Origin of the sequence: Streptomyces sp. NPDC021225 (genome assembly GCF_044332865.1) — a bacterium.
Lineage (GTDB): Bacteria > Actinomycetota > Actinomycetes > Streptomycetales > Streptomycetaceae > Streptomyces.
This window is the reverse complement of record NZ_JBIRPV010000003.1, coordinates 438,186-458,896: the sequence shown is the minus strand read 5'-3', so window position 1 is coordinate 458,896 and position 20,711 is coordinate 438,186. Positions and strand designations below refer to the sequence as shown.

General features: G+C 67.3%; 18 protein-coding genes. 8 read left to right on the top strand and 10 right to left on the bottom strand.

Features of this window, described 5'->3' with window-relative positions:
- Positions 1-72: 72 nt before the first annotated feature.
- The 4 genes from ACH4S9_RS15735 to ACH4S9_RS15720 all read right to left on the bottom strand — a co-directional run bounded on the left by ACH4S9_RS15735 (position 73) and on the right by ACH4S9_RS15720 (position 5,864).
- Entirely contained in the window at positions 73-1,134 is a 1,062-nt protein-coding gene (locus ACH4S9_RS15735; RefSeq protein WP_385349295.1) for an ABC transporter permease, read from the bottom strand.
- Positions 1,131-3,728, bottom strand: a complete 2,598-nt coding sequence (locus ACH4S9_RS15730) for an ATP-binding cassette domain-containing protein (protein ID WP_398372255.1) — start codon at positions 3,726-3,728, stop codon at positions 1,131-1,133. Before ACH4S9_RS15730 ends, ACH4S9_RS15735 begins: the two co-directional genes overlap by 4 nt.
- Before the next feature lie 75 nt (positions 3,729-3,803).
- Positions 3,804-4,526: an SDR family NAD(P)-dependent oxidoreductase gene (locus ACH4S9_RS15725; RefSeq protein ID WP_398372253.1), complete on the bottom strand. Its 723-nt coding sequence runs from the start codon at positions 4,524-4,526 to the stop codon at positions 3,804-3,806.
- Positions 4,527-4,706: 180 nt separating this feature from the next.
- Positions 4,707-5,864 carry a substrate-binding domain-containing protein gene (locus ACH4S9_RS15720; RefSeq protein WP_385349306.1) on the bottom strand — a complete coding sequence of 386 codons (1,158 nt, stop codon included), beginning with the start codon at positions 5,862-5,864 and terminating at the stop codon, positions 4,707-4,709.
- A gap of 409 nt (positions 5,865-6,273) precedes the next feature.
- Between ACH4S9_RS15720 and ACH4S9_RS15715 the strand changes: the two genes are divergently transcribed.
- The 3 genes from ACH4S9_RS15715 to ACH4S9_RS15705 all read left to right on the top strand — a co-directional run bounded on the left by ACH4S9_RS15715 (position 6,274) and on the right by ACH4S9_RS15705 (position 9,658).
- A complete protein-coding gene (locus ACH4S9_RS15715; protein WP_398372250.1) occupies positions 6,274-7,119 on the top strand; it encodes an alpha/beta hydrolase in 846 nt (281 codons plus the stop codon).
- A 116-nt stretch (positions 7,120-7,235) separates the two neighbouring features.
- Positions 7,236-8,861, top strand: a complete 1,626-nt coding sequence (locus tag ACH4S9_RS15710) for a flavin-containing monooxygenase (protein ID WP_398372248.1) — start codon at positions 7,236-7,238, stop codon at positions 8,859-8,861.
- 26 nt (positions 8,862-8,887) lie between these two features.
- Positions 8,888-9,658, top strand: a complete 771-nt coding sequence (locus tag ACH4S9_RS15705) for an SDR family NAD(P)-dependent oxidoreductase (protein ID WP_398372246.1) — start codon at positions 8,888-8,890, stop codon at positions 9,656-9,658.
- 327 nt (positions 9,659-9,985) lie between these two features.
- Here the strand turns inward: ACH4S9_RS15705 and ACH4S9_RS15700 are convergent, their stop codons facing one another.
- Positions 9,986-10,864, bottom strand: a complete 879-nt coding sequence (locus ACH4S9_RS15700; RefSeq protein ID WP_385349318.1) for a LysR substrate-binding domain-containing protein — start codon at positions 10,862-10,864, stop codon at positions 9,986-9,988.
- Positions 10,865-10,934: 70 nt separating this feature from the next.
- Here ACH4S9_RS15700 and ACH4S9_RS15695 point away from each other — a divergent pair, with 70 nt between their 5' ends.
- The 3 genes from ACH4S9_RS15695 to ACH4S9_RS15685 are packed head-to-tail and all read left to right on the top strand — an operon-like array spanning position 10,935 to position 13,446.
- A complete protein-coding gene (locus ACH4S9_RS15695) occupies positions 10,935-12,116 on the top strand; it encodes a thiolase family protein (RefSeq protein ID WP_398372243.1) in 1,182 nt (393 codons plus the stop codon).
- Entirely contained in the window at positions 12,113-12,781 is a 669-nt protein-coding gene (locus ACH4S9_RS15690) for a 3-oxoacid CoA-transferase subunit A (RefSeq protein WP_398372241.1), read from the top strand. Before ACH4S9_RS15695 ends, ACH4S9_RS15690 begins: the two co-directional genes overlap by 4 nt.
- Complete coding sequence (locus ACH4S9_RS15685; RefSeq protein ID WP_385349327.1) at positions 12,778-13,446, top strand: 3-oxoacid CoA-transferase subunit B; 669 nt, start codon at positions 12,778-12,780, stop codon at positions 13,444-13,446. The genes ACH4S9_RS15690 and ACH4S9_RS15685 overlap by 4 nt, the downstream gene beginning before the upstream one ends.
- Positions 13,447-13,670: 224 nt before the next feature.
- Here ACH4S9_RS15685 and ACH4S9_RS15680 read toward each other — a convergent pair whose 3' ends face one another.
- Together ACH4S9_RS15680 and ACH4S9_RS15675 are read right to left on the bottom strand one after the other, a co-directional pair.
- Positions 13,671-13,868, bottom strand: a complete 198-nt coding sequence (locus ACH4S9_RS15680) for a hypothetical protein (RefSeq protein WP_385349330.1) — start codon at positions 13,866-13,868, stop codon at positions 13,671-13,673.
- Positions 13,869-14,365: 497 nt separating this feature from the next.
- Positions 14,366-15,004 carry a TetR/AcrR family transcriptional regulator gene (locus tag ACH4S9_RS15675; protein ID WP_385349333.1) on the bottom strand — a complete coding sequence of 213 codons (639 nt, stop codon included), beginning with the start codon at positions 15,002-15,004 and terminating at the stop codon, positions 14,366-14,368.
- Positions 15,005-15,070: 66 nt separating this feature from the next.
- Between ACH4S9_RS15675 and ACH4S9_RS15670 the strand changes: the two genes are divergently transcribed.
- Both ACH4S9_RS15670 and ACH4S9_RS15665 read left to right on the top strand, forming a co-directional pair.
- Entirely contained in the window at positions 15,071-15,961 is an 891-nt protein-coding gene (locus tag ACH4S9_RS15670) for an NAD(P)H-binding protein (RefSeq protein ID WP_398372238.1), read from the top strand.
- A gap of 20 nt (positions 15,962-15,981) precedes the next feature.
- The gene (locus ACH4S9_RS15665) at positions 15,982-17,007 is read left to right on the top strand and encodes an amidohydrolase family protein (protein WP_398372236.1); all 1,026 of its coding nucleotides are present in this window, start codon (positions 15,982-15,984) and stop codon (positions 17,005-17,007) included.
- An 85-nt stretch (positions 17,008-17,092) separates the two neighbouring features.
- Here the strand turns inward: ACH4S9_RS15665 and ACH4S9_RS15660 are convergent, their stop codons facing one another.
- The 3 genes from ACH4S9_RS15660 to ACH4S9_RS15650 all read right to left on the bottom strand — a co-directional run bounded on the left by ACH4S9_RS15660 (position 17,093) and on the right by ACH4S9_RS15650 (position 20,533).
- On the bottom strand, positions 17,093-17,431 hold the full coding sequence (locus ACH4S9_RS15660; RefSeq protein WP_398372234.1) for a hypothetical protein: 339 nt from the start codon (positions 17,429-17,431) through the stop codon (positions 17,093-17,095).
- A gap of 269 nt (positions 17,432-17,700) precedes the next feature.
- Positions 17,701-19,002 carry an RICIN domain-containing protein gene (locus tag ACH4S9_RS15655; RefSeq protein ID WP_398372988.1) on the bottom strand — a complete coding sequence of 434 codons (1,302 nt, stop codon included), beginning with the start codon at positions 19,000-19,002 and terminating at the stop codon, positions 17,701-17,703.
- Between the two features lie 100 nt (positions 19,003-19,102).
- Positions 19,103-20,533 carry an endo-1,4-beta-xylanase gene (locus ACH4S9_RS15650; RefSeq protein ID WP_398372232.1) on the bottom strand — a complete coding sequence of 477 codons (1,431 nt, stop codon included), beginning with the start codon at positions 20,531-20,533 and terminating at the stop codon, positions 19,103-19,105.
- Positions 20,534-20,711: the final 178 nt, after the last annotated feature.

Here is a 20,711-nt window from a genome sequence, read left to right as displayed (position 1 = left end):
GGAGGTGCGGCGCGACAGAGTGGTCCGGGAGCAGAGCTCCCGGACACTCTGTGCATACCTGTGGTTCGGCCGTCAGCTGACCGTAGGCAACGCCCGTTGCCGGCGACGCTGTGCCAGCCCGCGAAGAGCGGGGGTGGCCTGGCGAAGCAGGACCACCGCGGCGAGGACTGCTGCCTGCGCGATGAGCTGCTGAGCGTCGTTCCAGCCCAACGAGCGAAGCAGCTGTCCGAGCTGTGTCAGGAACAGCGCCCCGACGCCGCTGGCCACGATGCTCGCGATACCGCCGGTCATCGCGGTGCCGCCCAGGACCACGGCCGCGACGGTCGGAAGCACGTAGGTGTCCCCGATGAAGAGCCCGGGAGTCCGGGTGTAGCCGGCCAGGAGAACGCCGGCGGCGCCGTAGGCGAGGCCCGCGAAACCGTAGGCGACGACCTGGTAAAGGGTGACTCGGATGCCCAGAGCCGAGGCCGTGGGAACGCTGACACCGATGTAGGTCAATCGGCGCCCGACCGCGGAGCGCTTGGCGATGATGCCACCGACGGCGAGCATGACGACCGCGATGATGAAGGTGTTGGGGATTCCGAGGGTCCGGTCGACGGCGAACCGGCTCAGGCCGTTGGGTGCTGTGGCCGGCGAGCCGCCGGAGATCTCCAGGGCCGTGCCGAGCAGGACCGCGTTCATGCCGAGCGTCACGACCAGCGGCATGACGCGGGCGACAGCGACCAGGACTCCATTGACCAGGCCGACGAGACCGGGGGCGACCACGGCGACGATGACGGCGAGCCACGCCGGCCAACCGTGGGACTGGACCATGCAGGTGCAGATGGCCGCAGCGAGCGCGATCATGCCTGGCACCGACAGGTCGAGGCCACGTTGCTGCACGACGAGGGTCTGCCCGGCGGCTGCTATGGCGAGCACAGCGGCGAAGGGCAGCATGCTGAGCAACGGGGCTGAGCCGACGCTGCCGTGCGCGATGGCGGGGCTGAGGGCGAAGAGGATGATCGTGGCGATCACGATCCCGACCCAGCTGCCCGAAAGGAGGCGGCGCCAGGTGGTGCCCGCGTCGAAGTTGTTCATCGCGTTCCCCTGATGGCGCGGGTTGCGGCGGGAGGCGTTGGTGGGTCGGGTGCTCATGCGTGTGCTCCCGTCCGGCGGGTACGGCGCAGCTGGGCGTACAGCGCCGCGGCGCCGATCGTGATGAGGCCCGGGAGCCAGTAGCCCCAGGCAGGGGAGAGGTTGAGGAACGGGGAGACATTGACCAGCTGCTGAGCGAGGACAGCAGCGGCGATGATCCCGATGAACGAACCACGGCCACCGAAGATGCTGGCTCCCGCGAGCACGACCACGGTCACTGAGTTGAGGGTGTACGCGAGACCAGGACGACCGTCACCGATACCGATCTGGGCCATCAGGATGATGCTGGCGGGCAGGACCAGTGCCGAGCAGATCACGTACGAGGTGAACTGGATCAGTCGGATCTTCACCCCGAGACGCTCCGCGGCGTCCGGCTCAGACCCGAGAGCCCGAAGCTCGACGCCCCACCTGGTGCGACGCAGCGCCAGCTCAAGGAGCAGAACGAGGAGCACCGCGACGATGGTCACCAGCGGAACCGCACCGAAGTGGGCCTGGATGTCGGCTGCCACCGACGGGAAGATCGTGCCGCCCGGCGTGTCTCGCAGGGACAGGTAGATGCCCTGGAGGGCCATGTAGACCGCGAGGGTCGCGACGACCGGGTTGACGCGAAACCAGGTCACCATGACGCCGTTGATCACGCCTACCGCGACCGCGCCGAGGGCCATGAGGACCAGACCGAGGACCAGGTTTCCGCCGTCCACGATCCAGTACGACGCGATCACGACCAGGAAGCCCATGAGGGGTCCGACCGAGAGGTCGAACCCGGCTCCCATGACGACGACCTGCTGCGCAGCACCGACCAGCAACAGGGGCGCAAGCATGAGCAGGAGGTTGTTGAGGTTGAGCTGACCGAGGTAGTCGCTGTTGTGCAGCCCGGTCCCGAGGCCGAGGAGCACCACAATCGCGGCGATCACCGCCGCAGGGGCCTGGTCGCCGGCCAGCCAGGCCCGCAGTCGGCGACGCTTCTCCGGGCGGGTCTTCTCGTGGCCGCGCACGGTCGTCGAGGTCAGTGCGGCGTGAGCGATGGCCGCTTCGGTGATCTCCGCATCGGTGAGTTCCTCGACGACGCTTCCGCGAGACATGATCAGCACGCGGTGGCACAGGCCCTCGAGCTCGACGTTGTCGGAGGAGAGCACGATGACGGCGGCACCGTCATCGGCCGCGGTGCGCAGGATCTTGTACAGGTCGACGCGTGCACCGGCGTCGACACCCTGAGTGGGCTCCTCGACCACGAGGACCTTCGGTGCAGCCAACAGCGTGCGGGCCATGGCGGCCTTCTGCTGGTTGCCTCCCGAGAGAGAGCTGATCGGCGTCTCGGGGGTCGGGGTCTTGATCGCGAGGTTGCGGATCTGGTCCTTCGCGGTGGCCCGGGTCAGCGCGTCGCTGACAAGGCCGAGGCGTGAGACCTTGTGCAAGGTGCGCGCCACGATGTTCTCGCTCACGCCGAGTGGTAGGAAGACACCCTCGCCGTGCCGGTCAGCAGGCACGTAGACGACACCGGCGTTCGCGGCCGCTGCGTTTCCGCCGCGGACCTGCTGCCCGTCGACGACGATCTTGCCTGAAGTCGAGGCCAGGCCGGCCAGGGCACGGACGAGCTCGGCTTGGCCATTGCCCTGAACCCCGGCCAAGCCGACGATCTCGCCGGAGCGGACGGTCAGGGAGATGTTGTCAAAGCCGGGACCGGAGAGTCCGGTCACGACGAGTCGCTCGGCCGCGTCCGCAGGTACGGGTTCCTTGGTGGGGAAGACCGTCTCGAGTTTGCGGCCCACGACGCGCTCGACGATCTGCTCCTCGGTAACGGCGTCGGCGTCGAAGGTTCCGCGGGTCTGGCCGTCGCGAAGGACGGTGATCCGGTCGGCGATCTGTTTGACTTCAGGAATGCGGTGGGAGATGTAGACGACACCGGCGCCAGTTGCGACGGTCTCGCGGACCTTCGTGAAGAGACGTTGTACTTCTTCGGCGTTGAGATGCTCGGTGGGCTCGTCGAGGATCAGAACCTTCGGGTTCAGCGCGAGGGCCTTGGCGATCTCGATGATGAACCGCTTCTCCATCGACAGATCGGCGACGCGGGCGCGCGGGTCGATGTTCATCTCCCACGGCGCGAGGGTCTCGCAGGCCCAGGCGACCGCGCGGCGAAGCCCGCCGACGCGCTTGTACCCGACGCCGAGTGCCATGTTCTCCGCCACGGTCAGGTCCGGAAGAAGCGCCGGATGCTGACGCACGATGCCGAGGCCGAGGCTGCGAGCCTGCTCGGGTTGCGCATGCGTGAGTTGGTCGCTGCCGATGAGGACTGTGCCGTCGTCTGCCGCCAATGCACCCGAGGCCACGGCCATCAGGGTGGACTTGCCGGCGCCGTTCTCGCCGACCAGGGCGTGAACTTCGCCCGGGCGGACATCGAAGCTCACCTCGTCCAGCGCGCGCACGCCCGGGAAGGACTTCCCGATGCCCTGCATGGAGAGCACCGATGCGACATGGTCGGCCGCCTGGCTTGCTGTCTGACTTGCCGCGTGGTTGGCCTGGGTGGGGACGGGGCTCGCACCCTGCTGCGGTGGCCTGACCTGAGTCTCAGGTCCGTTGCTGCCGAAGTTGGTCACGTCGGACTCCTGGAAGATGTTGAGGGGCGCAGACCTGAGGAGTCGGGCCGGCGCCTCGGCCCGTTGATGGACCCATTACTGGGCGAGGTAGCCGCCGTCGATGACGAGCTCGGAACCGGTCACGAAGCTGGCCTCGTCGGAGGCGAGGAAGACGACTCCGGCGGCGATCTCCTCGGGTCGTCCAGCGCGACCCATCGGGGTCTGGGAGATGACGTACTCGTTCACCTCCGGGGCCTGTGCCTCGGTCAGTGGGGTCCAGATGAAACCGGGATGAACTGAGTTCACGCGGACGCGTTCCTTGGCGTAGCTGACGGCGGCGCTCTTCGACATGTTGCGCACCGCGCCCTTGGTCGCGTGGTAGGCGTGCGCACCGGCGACAGCGGCGCTGCCCCAGATCGAGGAGACGTTGATGATGCTGCCGCCGCCCTGAGCGATCATCTGTGGGATCACCTCGCGCATCCCGAGCCAGGTGCCGGTCTGGTTGACCGCGATGACCCGGTTCCACTCCTCACTGGTGAGGTCGTGGACGGTTTCATAGGCGATGATGCCGGCGTTGTTGACGAGGAAGTCAACGCGCCCGTGGCGGTCGATGACCTCGGTGATCACACGCTGCCAGTCGGCTTCGCTGGCCACGTCAAGGGTCGCGTACATGACGCCGGCGCCGAATGAGTCGTCGACGGCAGCGCGGCTGGTCGCGATGACGGCCGCGCCCTCAGCTGCCATGGCGTCGACGATCGCGTGGCCGATGCCTCGCGAGGCACCGGTGACGATGCCGACCTTGCCCTTGAGTCGGTTCATGATGATGCTCCTCGGATATCCGTACGCCGCTGCGTTGTCGCGGTGAGTTGCCCGGGCCTTCCAGGGAGTCGCGGAGGCCCGGGCACCTGCGGGGAATGCCAGAACTGCGGCCGGTTCTGTCGGTGAACATGACGGTGGTCTGGCCGAGATGGCCTGAAAGCCGACTGGGCTGCTCAAGGGCTACTTGTAGAGAGCCTTGATCTGCTCGGTGGTCAGTCCGGAGGAGAGGATCGCGTCAGCCGGCAGCGACTTGTCATACTTCGGCATCATTTTCGGGTTGGTCGAGTCCTCAATGATCTGAAGGTTGTACGTCGAGGGCTCGGTGTCGGTGATGCCGTTGTAGGCCGCGAGGCCCTTGTTCAGAGCAGCCTCGACGACCCAGTTGCGGGAAGACTCGGTCGCGATCTGATAGCTCGGGTACCGCTTGTGGTACTGGTACCAGAGGGAGGCGAACTCGTTGGAGTCATTGGCCGACCAGGCCGGCAGAGGCTTGTTCGCGGCGATGAATGCGCGGATACCGCCGACCGAGCCGCCGCCGAAGTCGGAGACGATGCCATCGATCTTGCCGTACTTCGTGATGAGACCGGCCACGACCTGCTGCGTCTTGCTGACGTCCCAATCGGTGGCGACGTAGCCGTCGGAGTTGAGCAGGCGGACGCCGGGATGCTCCGCGACCGCCTTCTTGACGCCGTCGTAGACGGCCTGAGAGTAGGCGCTGCCGGCGACGCCGCCCAGCATCACCAGGTTGCCCTTCTTGTGCATCGCCTTGATGGTCCAGTCAGCGAGGGTCTTGCCGTACGTGTCGACGTTCTCGGAGACGAAGTCGACGTAGTCCTTGCCTGGTGTACCGCCGATGTCCGAGACGATCGGCACGACCGCCACGCCGGCCGCGGTCGCCTTCTGGATGGTCGGCAGGAGGGCCTGTCCGGCGTCGCCGAAGGTGACGATCACGTTGACGCCCTGGGCGACCATCGAGTTGATGTCCGAGATCGCCTTCTGGGTGTTGTTCTGGGCGTCGGTCACCATGACCTGGGTGATGTTCGGACACTTGGCCGCCTGGGCCTTGAAGAGCGCGATCGTAGCCTTGCGCCAGGTGTTGTTGTTGTTGCCGTCGGCGTAGCCGACCTTGATCGGCTTGGTGCCACAGAACTTGGTGATGTCTGGAATGTCGGATTGCACGCCGACACCGCCCACCTTCACGGTCGGCCACGGGCTGCTGGAGCCGCCGGAGGCGTCGGAGCCACCGGTACCGGTCGACAGACCGCCGCAGGCGCTGAGCGCCATGACCGTGGCGGCTGCGACGCTGGTCGCTGCGACGGCCCGCTTCTTGATGTGCATGGAATGTCTCCTCGTTGAGAGCTGTGAAGGACCTCGGTGGCCCGCGAGCACCAGGTGCGCGGAAGCGCCGAGCGGTGAGAGCGGAGTGCCTGGCCTGACTCCGAGGGCCGGGATCGCCGGCGTGATCGGAGTGACGTGATCGCTTGGGTGAGGGAAACGGGCTCGGTGAGGGCCTCGATTGAAGGCTGTCGCGAGCAGGACCGTGTGACGCGAGTCACTGTGAGACGGTGGTGCCTCATTTTGTGACAGCGTTCACCTTCGACGCTTGGGCGTGGGGATCCTCGAATGGCTGGGTCGGTCGTTTGTCGGCCCGAGGAACAGCCAGTACCACCAACGATGACGTTGAGGAGCCCCCATGCCCCTTCCCCGTCCTTCAGACCCTCTTGGGGAGATCTACGCCGAGTGGAGCATGGAGTTCGAGGCCAACCCGGAGATGTCGCTCCAGCTGATGCGCTGGGTCTTCGAGGACTGGCAGCGAGCGACCACTGAGCCCGAAGGGGTCACCTACGCCACGACCACCATCGGTGGCGTACCGGGCGTCCTCGTGACCCCGGTTGACGCGGATCCCTCTCAGGTGATGGTGGTCATGCACGGCGGAGGGTTCGCGCTCGGATCCTCTGCCAGCCACCGCAAGCTCGCTGGGCACCTGGCCAAGGCCTGCGGAACCCATGCGTTTGTTCTCGACTTTCGGCTCGCGCCGGAGTGCCCGTTCCCGGCGCAGATCGAGGACGGCCTCGCTGTCTACCAGGCCGTCCTGGACCAGGGCATCAAGGCCGACGACGTGTGCTTCGTCGGCGACAGCGCCGGTGGGAACCTCGCGGTCGCGATGACACTCAGGCTGCGTCGCGACGGCCGCCCGTTGCCCGGACGTGTCCTGACGATGTCGCCGTGGCTGAACATGGAGAACAGCGGTGCCACGATCGAGACCAACAACGACACCGACTTCCTGATCACTCGCGAAGGCCTCGCCGGGAACATCGGCCGGTACCTCTCCGGGGGCACGGACCCGACGGACCCGTACGTCAACCCGCTGTACGCCACCTATGAGGGGTTCCCGCGGCTCTACGTCTGCGCAGCCGACACCGAATCTCTCTTCGAGGACTCTGAGCGTCTGGTCGACCTGGCCGAGAACGCCGGCGTCGACGTGACGTTTTCCATTGGCAAGGGCATGCAGCACGTCTTCCCGTTCCAGGCCGGGCGCCTCGCGCGCGCCGACGAGGAGATCGCCTCCATGGCCGCCTGGTACCGGTCCTGACCAGCACCTACCGGCACCCTGGCCAGACCTCTGACCGGGTCTTATCCGCCTTTCCTGCTGCGCGCTCCCCCCTGAGTGCCCATCTGTCATCACTCGGTGAAAGGACCGACACACACATGACCAGCAAGCGCGACTACGACGCCATCGTCATCGGCGCCGGCTTCTCCGGCCTGGCGATACTCCACCACCTGCGCGAGATCGGTCTTTCGACCCTCGTGGTCGACGGCGAGGACGGCATCGGCGGCACCTGGTGGGTCAACCGCTACCCCGGCGTCCGCACCGACAGCGAGTACAGCTACTACTCCTTCTCCTTCTCCAAGGAGGTCCGCGACGAGTGGACCTGGACCGAGCGGTACCCGGCTGGCGCGGAGGTCCTGAAGTACCTCAACTTCGTCGCCGACCGGCTCGACCTGCGCAAGGACATCCGCCTGTCCACCCGCGTGAACAAGGCCGTCTACGACGAGGATGCGAACACGTGGACCGTCCACCTCGGCGACGGCTCCACCTTGACCACGACCTATCTCGTCTCTGGCATGGGCGTCCTCTCGCAGGCGATCTTCCCTGCCATCGACGGCATTGACACGTTCCAGGGCGAGAAGTACCACTCCTCGATGTGGCCCCGTGGCGGCGCAGACCTGACCGGCAAGCGTGTCGGCCTCATCGGGCTGGGTGCCTCCGGCATCCAGATGGTGCCTGAGATCGCCAAGGTCGTCGGCGACTTCTACGTCTTCCAGCGCACGCCGAACTTTATCGTCGAGACCACGAACGACCCGGTGACCGAGCAGGACATGGTCCACCTGCGTGACCACTACGACGAGATCTACGAGAAGGCGGCGAACCATCCCTTCGGCGTCGCCATGGAGTCGGCCGAGCACAGCGCCCTCGAGGTTTCCGCGGAGGAGCGCGACCGGATCTTCGAAAGCAAGTGGAACGAGGGCGGATTCCACTTCGCCAACGAGTGTTTCACCGATCTGGCCACCAGCCATGAGGCCAGCGAGCTCGCCTCGGAGTTCATCCGCAAGAAGATCCACGAGATCGTCGAAGACCAGGCCGTCGCCGACCTTCTCTCGCCGACCACCTACTCGTTCAACGGCAAGCGTGTCCCGACCGGCCACAACTACTACGCGGCGTTCAACGAGCCGAACGTGCACCTCATCGACGTCGCCTCGCAGCCGATCAGCCGGATCTCCGAGCGCGGCGTGGTGGTCGGCGACACCGAGTACGAGCTCGACGTGCTGATTTTCGCCACTGGCTTCGACGCCATGACCGGGACCCTGACCAACATCGACATCGTGGGTCGCGGTGGCCGCACGCTGCGTGAGAAGTGGCTCGCCGACGGCCTGAAGTCGAACCTCGGCATCAACGCCAACGGGTTCCCGAACTTCTTCATGTCCCTCGGCCCGCAGACGCCGTACTCGAACCTGCCGGTCCCGATCCAGCTCGGTGCCCAGTGGCTCCAGAGGGCCATCGCGTGGGCGCGTGAGAACGACGTTCCGTTCCTCGAGGCCACCCCCGAGTCGGAGACCTGGTGGATGGAGGAGACCGAGCGGGCCGGCAAGGCCACCGTCATGTACTCCGAGGGCAAGAAGGCCAAGGCGTGGTTCCTGGGCGACAACCTGCCCGGCAAGCCGGAGGAGTTCCAGGTCTACATGGGCGGCGGACAGGTCTATCAGCAGTTCTGCCGTGCAGCTGAGGCGGACGGCTACCGCTCCTTTCTGGCCAACCAGTCGGTCAGGGCCTGAGAACCAAACGGGGAAGGGGAATCGGCATGGGACGTCTGAAGAACAAGGTCGCCCTGATCACCGGGGCCGCAATGGGCATGGGCCGAGCGACCGCAGAGCTGTTCGCGGTTGAGGGCGCCAAGGTCGCAGTCACAGACCTGGACGAGGTCAAGGGCCAGGAGCTCGTGGCGGCGATCCGCGCGGCAGGCGGGACCGCGGAGTTCTGGAGCCTGAATGTTGCCCGGGAGGCCGAGGCGAAGTCGGTGATCGACGCAGCAGCAGAGGAGTTCGGTGGTCTCGACATCCTCGTCAACTGCGCCGGCATCATCGGCGTCGACAAGCCGACCCACGAGCTCACCGAGGCCGAGTGGGACGCTCTGTTCGCTGTCGATGTGAAGGGCGTCTTCTTCTGCACCAAGCATGCCATCCCGCACATGATCAAGCGCGGCAAGGGCAGCATCGTCAACTACTCATCCATCTACGGGATGATCGGGAACGACGAGTTCACGGCGTACCACGTTGCCAAGGGCGCGGTTTCGATGCAGACCAAGCAGGACGCGGCCAGCTACGGCAAGTACAACATTCGCGTGAACTCGGTGCACCCGAGTACGGTCCTGACCCCGCTGGTCGAGGGCATCGCGGCTGAGTTCCCCGGTGGTCTGTCGGCCTACGAGGAGTACATGACGGGGAACCAGTCTCTGCGTCGCCTGGGTCATCCGATCGATGTCGCCTACGGGGTCCTTTACCTGGCTTCGGACGAAGCGGACTGGGTGACGGGCGTGAACCTGCCGATCGACGGCGGCTACACGGCGCGCTGATCAGCCCATTGGCGTCGGCCCTTCTCCGAAGCGCTTGGAGAAGGGCCGACGCTGTCGCCTCATCCCGCTCTGGGAGTCTCGGTGTGAACCGCTGACTTGTATGGCGGCAGTGGTGCGCGGGCGGGTTGGCTGCCCGTAGCGTGCCGCAGGGCATCGGCTGGGGTGACTCGTGAACCGCTTGCCGCCCGCCGGTCGGCCGGGGGACGCCCCGGCGACCGCAGCGGCGAACGACCGGCCTGAATCGCCGCACGCGCTCTTCCTTGGGCCACAACACTCTCCTCCATCATCGAGGTGTTGCGACGACCAGTTGAATCCGCCCCGGCCTGCTCAAATAATCGCGGCAATGATGCGCGCCACCGCTGCCGAATCGGGGCGCTGGCCACCCGCACGCCAGGCCAGCACCAGGTCGAGCTGCGGTGGGTTGACCAGCTCTGCATAGCGAACACCCTCAAGAGTGAGGGCCTTCACCGGATGCGGAACGACTGCAACACCGACGCCTGCTGCCACGAAGTTGACGAGGGTCGCGGTCTCGGCAACCTCGATGATGTCCACCGGAGCGAAGCCTGCCGACCGGCAGGCCGCGATGACCGCCGAATGGACGACCGAGCGCCGGCCGGAGGGGTGCAGGACGAAGACGTCGTCGCGTAGGTCGGCGATCTCGATGCTCCCTGCGGTCGCGAGTCGATGGTCGGTGGGCAGGACTGCCACCAGCCGCTCCGTGCGTAGCCTCGACACTTCGAGCCCGCTCTCCGGACCTGGATCACGCATGACGGCGAGATCAAGCTCCGATTCGAGGAGACTGGCCGAGAGCGCCGGACTCAGTCGTTCGCCTCGAAGGTCGAGTTCGATGCCGGGCAGCTGGGTGCGCACACGGCGGGACAGGGTCGGCAGCAGGTCATAGGTCGCCGTCCCGACGAATCCAACGGACACCTTCCCGATGCCCCCGGCGTGGACTTGCCGCACCTCGTCTGCCGCTCGGCCGATCTCCGCAAGGATGAACTTGGCCCGCTCCAGCAGGCGCCGACCGGCGGGAGTGAGTTCCACGCTGCGGGTCGTGCGGTGGAACAAAGGCGCTCCGAGCTCGCGCTCAAGCCGCTTGACCTGCTGTGACACGGCTGGCTGCGCGATATGAAGCTGATCTGCGGCTCGTCCGAACCCACCAGCTTCCGCGACGGCAACGAATGATCGAAGATCCCGCAGTTCCATGCTTCAACATGATAAATCAAGTCGGATTCAATCTTGGACGTAATTGATTGTCGTGCCTAGCGTTGGGTGTGTGACTTCCAGTTTCATCTTTGCCGCTAACCGAACTCCGTTCGGCCGCTTCGGAGGCGCCCTCGCCGAGGTGCGGCCCGACGACATGGCCGCGTCCGCGCTCACCTCTGTCCTCGCGAAGGTTCCCGGCCTCGACCCGGCCGCCATCGGCGACGTGGCTTGGGGATGCGCGAACCAGGCAGGAGAGGACAACCGCAACGTCGGTCGCATGGCCGCGCTTCTTGCCGGGCTCCCGGCCTCAGTGCCCGCAGTAACCGTGAACCGTTTGTGCGGCTCGTCGCTCGACGCGGCGATCACCGCCTCGCGAACCATCGAGACCGGCGACGCAGACGTCATCATCGCCGGCGGTGTGGAGTCGATGACGCGAGCACCCTGGGTGCTGCCAAAACCCGAGCGAGCGTTCCCGGCCGGCAACGTGGCCGCGTTCTCCACAACGCTCGGGTGGCGGCTCGTCAACGACCGGATGCCGGCCGAATGGACGGTGTCGCTCGGCGAAGCGAACGAGGCGCTGGGTGACAGGCTCGCGATAGGCCGGGAACGCCAGGATGCTCTCGCCGCACGGTCGCACCGGCTCGCGCACAAGGCGTGGGAGGACGGCTTCTACGACGACCTGGTGACACCGATACCAGGAACCACGCTTGAGCGGGATGAGTGCATCCGGCCGAACTCCACCCTTGAGAGCCTCGCGGGGCTTCGCCCCTCGTTCCGTCCCAACGGAACGATCACTGCCGGAAACGCTTCTCCGCTCACCGACGGTGCCTCTGCTCTCGTTCTCGGCAGCGAAAAGGCCGCGGACATCGTCGGCACAACGCCTATCGCCAGGATCGCAGCCCGGGGCGTCCACGCGCTCAACCCCCAGGACTTCGGGATAGGGCCCGTGGAAGCCGCCAACAAGGCCCTCCGGCGAGCGGGTATCGGCTGGAGCGACATCGGTGCCGTCGAACTCAACGAGGCCTTCGCAGTGCAGGCGATTGCTTGTATCGACGCATGGGACATCGACCCGGAACTGGTGAACACACGGGGTGGCGCGATCGCTCTCGGACACCCGCTCGGGGCCTCGGGCGGCCGTATCCTCGCCACCCTTGCCAAACGGCTGCGGGCAGCGAACCAGCGGTGGGGCGTCGCCGCAATCTGTATCGGTGTAGGCCAGGGTCTGGCCGTGGTCTTGGAGAACGTCACATGACCGCCATCTACGCAAGCGCCCGGGAAGCACTCACCGGCATCGGCGACGGTGCGACCGTTCTCGTGAGCGGCTTCGGCATGGCGGGGATGCCCACTCAGCTCATCGACGCGCTCATCGACGCGGGTCCAAGCGATCTGACCGTTGTGTCGAACAACGCCGGCAACGCAGACACGGGGCTGGCCGCACTGCTCGCGAAGGGCAGGGTCCGCAAGGTTATCTGCTCATTCCCTCGGCAGAGCGACTCATGGGTCTTCGACGACCTGTACCGCCGTGGTCACGTGGAACTCGAGGTTGTTCCCCAGGGAACCCTCGCCGAGAGATTGCGCGCCGCAGGTGCCGGCATCGGCGCGTTCTACTGCCCCACCGGCGCCGGCACTGTGCTGGCTGAGGGAAAGGAGACCCGTGAGCTCGGTGGCCGGACCCACGTCCTCGAGTACCCGCTCCATGGCGACGTCGCCCTGATCGGAGCCCACATCGCAGACCGGATGGGCAACCTCGTCTACAGAAAGACCGCGCGGAATTTCGGCCCCGTCATGGCGACTGCCGCAGCAACGACCATCGCCCAGGTCCATCGCATCGTCGAAACCGGCGAGCTCGACCCCGAAACGATCATCACCCCGTCGATCTTCGTCGACCGGGTGGTCGCCGTCGGAGACCATCAGTGAACACCATCACGCATGCGCGGAGTACGGATCACCCGCTCTCCAAGGACCAGATCGCCGCGGCCATCGCGAGCGACATCCCCGTCGGCTCATACGTCAACCTCGGCATCGGACAACCGACCCTCGTCGCCGACCACATCCGCGCCGACGCCGGTGTCGTCCTCCACACCGAGAACGGCATGCTGAACATGGGCCGGGCCGCGGTCGGTGATGAGGTCGACCCCGATCTCATCAACGCCGGCAAGATCCCCGTCGTCGAGCCTGCGGGAGCGTCCTACTTCCACCACGCGGACTCCTTCGCCATGATGCGCGGCGGCCACATCGACCTCTGCGTTCTCGGTGCGTTCCAGGTGTCGGTGAAAGGCGACCTGGCCAACTGGCACACCGGCGTTCCCGGAGCCATCCCCGCGGTGGGCGGTGCCATGGATCTGGCGAGCGGAGCCAGGAACGTGTTCGTCATGATGACGCTGCTCACGAAGGATGGTGCGCCCAAGATCGTGTCGAGCTGTACCTACCCCCTTACAGGGCTCGCGTGCGTGGATCGGATCTACACAGACCTCGCGACCTTCGCCGTCTCCCGAGACGGGGTCGAGGTCCTGTCCGTCCACGGGACGACGTTCGCCGACCTCGAATCGCTGCTGGACGTCCCCCTCGTCGACGCACGCTGAGTTCTCCTGGGCCCGCGTCACCACCTCGGCCCCGGTTGCCGCAGCATCGGAAACCGGGGCCGGGCCATGTGCTCGTCGGCCAAGACCCGGCCCTTGTGCTGCCCGTCGTGCTCCGCGTGTATGAGCGCTTCGGCCCGGTAGGCGTAGCACCCTGTTCGGACCGCGCGGGACTCAGGACAGGGGCCCACCGCAGTCGGCGCGCCCCTATCCTGAGCGAGGAGAGATCAGTGCGCGGAGAAGCCGCCGTCCACCGGGATCTCGACGCCGGTGACGAACGACGCCGCCGGCGAGTCGAGGAACGCGCACCCGACGACGACCCACCCGGCGTGGCCGGCCACCAGCCCGCCGGCTTCATCACGCGACAAGCCCAGCTCGCCCACCTGAACATCGACCGAAGAGACCGACTCGGCAGAACCCTCCACGCATACCAGCATGCGGCCTGAGCTGCGTGGATGATGTATCGGCACCCGCAGCGTTCGGACATCGTTGACGTGAGCGTGACACTCGATCTCGCGAACCGTTCGCAGGACCGGAACCGGATCTGGACCAGGCGGCGCACTTGTTCGTCCGGGTCGACGGTCCAGCCGTCTACATCGGACCCGTCCGCCACTCGCGGAGCACCTGGACCAACGGCGAACTCCGCAGTTGCCACCTGCGAATCGACCCGCCGTTGAGCCGGGAATTGCTCGAGGGCTGCTGGCACTCTCGACCTGCTTGCCTGGACCCAGACCTTCTTGCTGGACGTTGAGTTGGCCGCCACAGAACCGAAGGAACTCCGCTACCGCCTGCTGCACGTGGCCGCCCGCCGCGGGCCCCAGCCACACCCACCCGCCGACAGACAGCGAAAAGCCCCGCCCAACCCAATCAACCCGGCCCAGCCGACTCCAAGCGAAACAGGGAGGCTTTACCGGTATTGAGGCTAGGACGCTGGTTCGCCCAGGACGAGTCGCCGGACGCTCGCGGCGATCTGGTCGAGGTCGACGTCGGCGGCGAGGGTGGCCTCGTCGGGGCGCTCGGCAATCGGCTCCCGCACGCCGAGCAGGCCCTGCACCAGTCCGGGGTAGACCGTCCGGCCGACGAGGATCTCGGCCGCCTCCCGCGCCTCCTCCTGCGTCAGGCCCCAGGTCCGGGAGACATACGCGCCGATACGCGCCATGGGGGCCTCGAAGACCGCCTCGTAGTAGCCGGACGCGATCTCGGGTACCCGCTCGGCCTCCGCGATCCCCATCCGCAGCGTGCGCAGGGACGAGGACCACAGCAGCAGTTGCAGCAGCCGCCCGCAGTAGCGCACGAGGGCGTCGGCCGGATCGGCCCGCTCCGCGGTGACGTAGCACTCCGGCGAGCCCAGGCGGTCGAGGTAGAGCTCGCGCACCAGGGCGACCACCCCGGAGAAGAGGGCGTCCTTGCTGGGGAAGTGGGCGTAGAGCGAGCGCTTGGAGGTCTCGGCCCGCTGGGCGACGACGTCCATCGAGGTGCGCTCGAAGCCGGCCTCGAGGAACACGTCCTTCGCGGTCCACAGGATGTGCTCGCGGAGCTTCTCGCCTCGTCGCGCCACCATGGTGACCCCTCCCTGAAGTAAACGGTACAGTTGAGTTTACATGTTGCGCCGTGCAAAGGACTGCTCATGATCGTCGTCACCGCACCCACCGCCAAAATCGGCCGCCATGTCGTCGAGCAGCTGCTCGACGCCGGCGAGCCCGTCCGGGTCGTCGTCCGCGACCCGCGGCGACTCTCTCCCACCGTCCGCGACCGTGTCGAGCTCGTGGAGGGCTCCCATCGCGACGCCGCAGTGGTCGACAAGGCCTTCGCAGGCGCCGACGCGGTGTTCTGGCTGATGCCCAGCGACCTCCGCGCCCCCGACGTGATGACCTCCTACGTCGAGGCCAGCAGGCCGGGCGTCGAGGCCGTCACCGCGCACGGCATCCGCCACGTCGTCGGGGTCTCGGCGCTGGGCCGGGGGACCGCCGTCGCCGGCCGGGCCGGCAACGTCACCGCCTCACTGGCCATGGACGACCTGTTCGCCACGGTCACGAACTACCGCTCGCTCGCCAACCCGACCTTCATGGACAACACGCTGCGCGACATCCGCACGATCCTGGGCGAGGGCGTGATCTCGGGGCCCTTCGCGCCCGACCGCAAGCTGCCGCTGGTGGCCACCCGAGACATCGGCACCGCCGCCGCCCGCCTGCTGCTCGACCGCAGCTGGGCCGGGTTCGCCGATGTCCCGGTGCTCGGCCCGGAGGACCTGTCGGGCAACGACATGGCCGCCGTCATCACCGACGTGCTCGGTATCCCGGTGCGCTACGTGCAGGTCGAGGCTGCGTCGCTGGAGGCCGCCATGCTCTCCTTCGGCGCGTCGCCCGGCATGGCTCGGGCGATGGCCGACATGGCGAGGGCCAAGATCGACGGCCTCGACGAGGGCGTCGTCCGCATCGCCGAGAACAGCACGCCGACCACCTTCCGTCAGTGGTGCACGGAGGTCCTCCGACCCGCCGTCGACGCGGCCCGCTTCTGACCGCACCACAGGAGGACGAGATGACTCTCATCTGTGTCGAGGAACACGCGATCGACCTGGCGATCATGGAGGCCGCAGGCCCGATGCTCGCCCGCGAGGCGCCCTATCTGCGCATCCAGAGCACCAGCTCGGCGCCCGTGCGGCCGGGTCCCGGGCGGTCCCCCGCGGTCGACCAGGCGACCGCGTACCGGTTCGGCGCCGATCTCGGCGAGGACCGGATCCGGCGGATGGACGACCATGGCATCGACGTGCAGATCGTGTCCTGGACGAGCCCGGTCCAGATGGTGCCCGCCGATCCGGGCATCGCGCTGTGTCGCGCGGCCAACGACCGCCTCGCGGCGGCGGTGGCCGCCCACCCCGACCGGCTGCATGGGTTCGCGGCCTTACCGTGGCAGGACCCGGCCGCCGCGGTCGCCGAGCTGGACCGGGCCGTGTCCGGGCTCGGCATGCGCGGGGTGCTGATCCTCGGCCGGCCGGGCGAGCGGTTCCTCGATGACCCGGTGTACCGGCCGGTCCTGGCCCGGATCGCCGAGCTGCGGGTGCCGCTCTACGTGCACCCGTTCGTCCCGGTTCCCCAGGTCCAGCAGGCGTACTACGCAGGGTTCGGCGACAAGGTCACGGCGGAGCTGTCGTTGGGCGGCTGGGGCTGGCACCACGAGGCCGGGATCCAGGTGCTGCGGATGATCCTCGGCGGGGTTTTCGACCGTCTCCCGGACCTGCAGGTCGTCAGCGGTCACTGGGGCGAGATGGTGCCGTTCTTCCTGAACCGCCTCGACGACGTGCTGTCGCCGGGTGACACGGGGCTGTCGCGGACCATCACCGAGACCTACCGCTCGAACGTCTGGGTCACTCCGAGCGGCATGGAGCACCGCGCCGAGTTCGAGTTCGTACGCTCGACCATCGGACTCGACCGGGTGATCTGGTCAACCGACTATCCCTTCCTGCAGCTCGGGAAGGTACCGGACTTCATCGACGGGCTCGACCTCACCGCCGAGGAGCGGGCGGCGATCACCCACCGCAACGCAGAGCAGTTGTTCGGGCTCTGACCGGTAGCCGCGGCGGGCCGACCACCTCGGCCCGCCGCGGCTCAGGGCGCCGCCGGAGGCGGCGGTGCGGCGCTGGGATGCTCGGCTACCACACCGTCCACGCCGAGGCCGTCGCCGCCCAAGCCGGAGGCACCTGGCGTGCCCACAGCGGGGTGTCGGCCTGGGCGAACACCGCCATGATCTGCTGGTAGGCCGGATGGTCGGGCAGTTGGGCGGGCGGCGGCGCGGGCGGTTGAGGTTCGGGCAGTTCCAGCAGGGTCTTGCGGGTGATCCGGATCTCCTCGGCAGCTTTGCCGAGTCCATCCAACTGCGCGGTCAACTCCGCGATGCGTTCCTGGGCCGCCTCGGCCTGCGCGGCGATCTCCCGCTCACGCTCCTCCAGCCGGGCCAACACCGCTGCCAGAGGCGATTCCCCACCACTCATACGCCCCGCCAGGCGGGGGTGGAGGTTCCGGTCAGCATTCTCGACATCCGGTCGCTTATGGCCCAGTACACCCTGAGCTCGGCCGAGGCAGGCCAGTGTTCGAGATCACGACGGGTCCCGCGCCTCAAGAGACTGGACTGACCCTGAAACGCCTGAGCCAGTAAGGACGGTGGGGCCAGTGGCTCCGATTCGGCGTGAACGGCGGCACAAAGCTGATCCCACGGAGTGGAGCCAGGATCATCCTGGGTCCACTCCGTGGTTCGGGCATGTCACTGGAACTGTGAGAAAAACCTCCAGATCTCTGCTTTGGTCCAAGTGGCGACGCCGCTCTCGCCGGGGGAGCCGTCGACCGGACCGGGTATGTGGCCTCCGTCGAACGCGGCCCATTGGACCGGGTATCCGGCACGGCAGCCCGCGTAGGTGGTGGTGATGTGCGTTCGGCTGCCCGGCGCGGGCTCGCGCGGGCTCTGGGGGGTGCAGCCGTTGTTGCTGACGAATCTGTCGCGCAGGGACCGTCCTTGCGCGATGTTGAGGACGGAGTCGCTGATGCCGTGGATTCCGAAGTAGGCGATGGGCTGGGTGCCGTCGCTGCACCCGCTGATCTGAGCGCCGGAGATGACCGCGACGGCCCTGAAGACGTTCGCCCGGCTGCATGCGAGTGCGTAGCTCATACCGCCGCCCCAGCTGAATCCCGTGGCGAAACGCTGTGCCGGGTTGACACAGAGGCCGCCCTCGATTCGCCGGATCATGTCGTCGACGAAGGTGATGTCCTCACCGCCCGAATTGGCCCAGCCGTTGCCGAGGCCCTGGGGGGCGACGAGGATCGCGCCATTGTTCGACTGTTCCTGTTGGCCGTAGTAGGACCAGGCGTTCCCGCTCGTGCCGCCCGAGGCGACGTCGCCGGCCGTTCCGCCCCGCCAGTGGAACGCGAAGATCAGCCGGTAGCGGTGGCTGTTGTCGTAGTTGGCGGGAACCCTGAGGATGAAGCTGCGGCTCTTACCGCCGCTCTGAATCGTGTGCGTACCGCTCGCCAGAGTCGGGGCACTGCCGCATCCGCCGTCGCCACCGGACGACAGTTTGATCATCTGCCATTGCTGGTTGGCGCCGCCCCAGTCGGTGTACTGGACGACGTTGCCGCCGTCGGCGGTGGAGGCGCCCTGCACCTCCACCGCCTTGCTGCTGGTGCGGTTGATCAGCCGGACGTGGCCCGCGTCGGAGTCGGCCAGGCGGAACTGCTGGTTGGCCCCGTTGTGGTCGGCCCACTGCTGGATCGCGGCACCGTCTGCGGTCGAGGCGTCGGCCACGTCGAGAACCTGGCCCGAATGCCGGGCCTTGAGGCGGTAGAAGCCGTCGCCGGAGGCCACGAACTGCCACTGCTGGTTGGCTCCGTCGTTGCGCGTCCACTGGCTGACCTGCGCGCCGTCGGCGGTGGACGCGCCGGAGACGTCCAGCGCCTTGCCGCTGTTGCGATTGACCAGGACATACCAGGCATTGGTGTCCACCGTCGCCGCCTCGGCGGGCGCCGGATTCACCGCGGCGACCATGCCGATCGCGAGGGTCGCCGCCACCACGGCGGCGACCCGGGACCACCAGCGAAGTCTTCGTGGAGGGGCAAGGGAAGCCGCACCGTAGGTCTTCATCGATTCACCCTTTCGTTTGTGGCAGGTCCTCTCAGGTGCGGGTCCAGCGTTGGTTGCTGCCGTTCGAGCAGGAGTAGAGCTGGATCAGGGTGCCGTTGGCGGTGCCGCCTGCGACGGCGTCGAGGCAGAGGCCGGACTGGACGCCGACGATGGATCCGTCGGCGTTGAGGCGCCATTTCTGGTTGTCGCCGCCCCAGCAGCTGTAGATCTGGACTTTGGTGCCGTTGCCGGTGCCGGCGGCGTCCAGGCACTTGTTGCCGTAGACCGTCAGCTCGCCGGCGGCGGTGTACGTCCACTGCTGGTTGGTGCCGTTGTGGCAGTCCCACAGGTCGAGCTGGGTGCCGTCGGTGGTGCTGGCGCCGGGCACGTCCAGGCAGCGGCCCGCACCGACGCCCTTGATCGGTCCGGAATCCGAAGGGGGTGTAGAGGAGCCGCCGTTGAGTGCGTTGAGGACGGCGGTGTAGGCGGGCTTCTTGCTGCCGTCGCGGTTGAACAGCAGCGGCGTGTGCTCCGGTCGCCAGGAGTCGGAGTCGCGCACACCCCAGACGGTAATGCCGAGACAGCGCGGGACGGCCAGACAGTCGTTGGTCACGTTGGCGTAGGTCGTGGCCGAGGCGCCCTGGATGTCGAGTTCGGTGATGGCCACGTCGACGCCGAGGGCGGCGAAGTTCTGCAGGGTGGTGCGGAAGTTGCTGTTGTAGGGGCTGTCGTTGTTGAAGTGCGACTGGAAGCCGACGCAGTCGATCGGTACGCCGCGCTGCTTGAAGTCCCGGACCATGGCGTACATGGCCTGGGTCTTGGCCCAGGTCCAGTTCTCGACGTTGTAGTCGTTGTAGCAGAGCTTGGCGGCCGGGTCGGCGGCGCGCGCGGTGCGGAAGGCGACCTCGATCCAGTCGTTGCCGGTGCGCTGCAGGTTGGAGTCGCGCCGGGCTCCCGAGCTGCCGTCGGCGAAGGCCTCGTTCACGACGTCCCACTGGACGATCTTGCCCTTGTAGTGGCCCATCACGCCGTTGATGTGGTCGATCATCGCCTGGCGCAGTGTGCTGCCGCTGAGGCTCTGCATCCAGCCGGGCTGCTGGGAGTGCCAGGCCAGGGTGTGACCGCGCACCTGCTTGCCGTTCTGCACCGCCCAGTTGTAGACGCGGTCACCGGCGGTGAAGTTGAACTGGCCCCGCTGCGGTTCGGTGGCGTCGATCTTCATCTCGTTCTCGGCCGTCACCGAGTTGAACTCACGGCCCGCGATCGTCGTGTACGCCCAGTCGCCCAGCCTGCCCGAGGCGATGGCGGTGCCGAAGTAGCGGCCGCTCTGCGCCGCCGCGGCGCCGAGCGTGTTCTCGGCGGCGTGTGCGGTCGGCGGCGCGACCAGTGTCGCGACCGCACCGAGGACGCCGACGACCAGCGCTAACAGCAGGCCGCGGATCTTCTGGCGGATAACGCGTCTGGGAAGGGCATACGAGCCCATGGCTGTGCCTCCAAGGTAGGAATCACGGAAGGACTGAAGCGCAGGGGAATGCGTCGTCCGCTCCCACTCGGCAGATGGACGGGGCGGGCCGGAACCCGGGCAGCACGGAATCACCGGACACCACGATCACGGGACCGGGACGATCTCAACCGGCACGGACGGCACCCGGTCGGTCGTC

What these genes read in the sequence shown, in the direction of transcription:
- ACH4S9_RS15735 (WP_385349295.1), bottom strand. Translation starts at nt 1,134, where the DNA reads ATGAGCACCCGACCCACCAACGCCTCCCGCCGCAACCCGCGCCATCAG.
- ACH4S9_RS15725 (WP_398372253.1), bottom strand. Translation starts at nt 4,526, where the DNA reads ATGAACCGACTCAAGGGCAAGGTCGGCATCGTCACCGGTGCCTCGCGA.
- ACH4S9_RS15720 (WP_385349306.1), bottom strand. Translation starts at nt 5,864, where the DNA reads ATGCACATCAAGAAGCGGGCCGTCGCAGCGACCAGCGTCGCAGCCGCC.
- ACH4S9_RS15715 (WP_398372250.1), top strand. Translation starts at nt 6,274, where the DNA reads ATGGAGTTCGAGGCCAACCCGGAGATGTCGCTCCAGCTGATGCGCTGG.
- ACH4S9_RS15710 (WP_398372248.1), top strand. Translation starts at nt 7,236, where the DNA reads ATGACCAGCAAGCGCGACTACGACGCCATCGTCATCGGCGCCGGCTTC.
- ACH4S9_RS15705 (WP_398372246.1), top strand. Translation starts at nt 8,888, where the DNA reads ATGGGACGTCTGAAGAACAAGGTCGCCCTGATCACCGGGGCCGCAATG.
- ACH4S9_RS15700 (WP_385349318.1), bottom strand. Translation starts at nt 10,864, where the DNA reads ATGGAACTGCGGGATCTTCGATCATTCGTTGCCGTCGCGGAAGCTGGT.
- ACH4S9_RS15690 (WP_398372241.1), top strand. Translation starts at nt 12,113, where the DNA reads ATGACCGCCATCTACGCAAGCGCCCGGGAAGCACTCACCGGCATCGGC.
- ACH4S9_RS15675 (WP_385349333.1), bottom strand. Translation starts at nt 15,004, where the DNA reads ATGGTGGCGCGACGAGGCGAGAAGCTCCGCGAGCACATCCTGTGGACC.
- ACH4S9_RS15670 (WP_398372238.1), top strand. Translation starts at nt 15,071, where the DNA reads ATGATCGTCGTCACCGCACCCACCGCCAAAATCGGCCGCCATGTCGTC.
- ACH4S9_RS15665 (WP_398372236.1), top strand. Translation starts at nt 15,982, where the DNA reads ATGACTCTCATCTGTGTCGAGGAACACGCGATCGACCTGGCGATCATG.
- ACH4S9_RS15660 (WP_398372234.1), bottom strand. Translation starts at nt 17,431, where the DNA reads ATGAGTGGTGGGGAATCGCCTCTGGCAGCGGTGTTGGCCCGGCTGGAG.
- ACH4S9_RS15650 (WP_398372232.1), bottom strand. Translation starts at nt 20,533, where the DNA reads ATGGGCTCGTATGCCCTTCCCAGACGCGTTATCCGCCAGAAGATCCGC.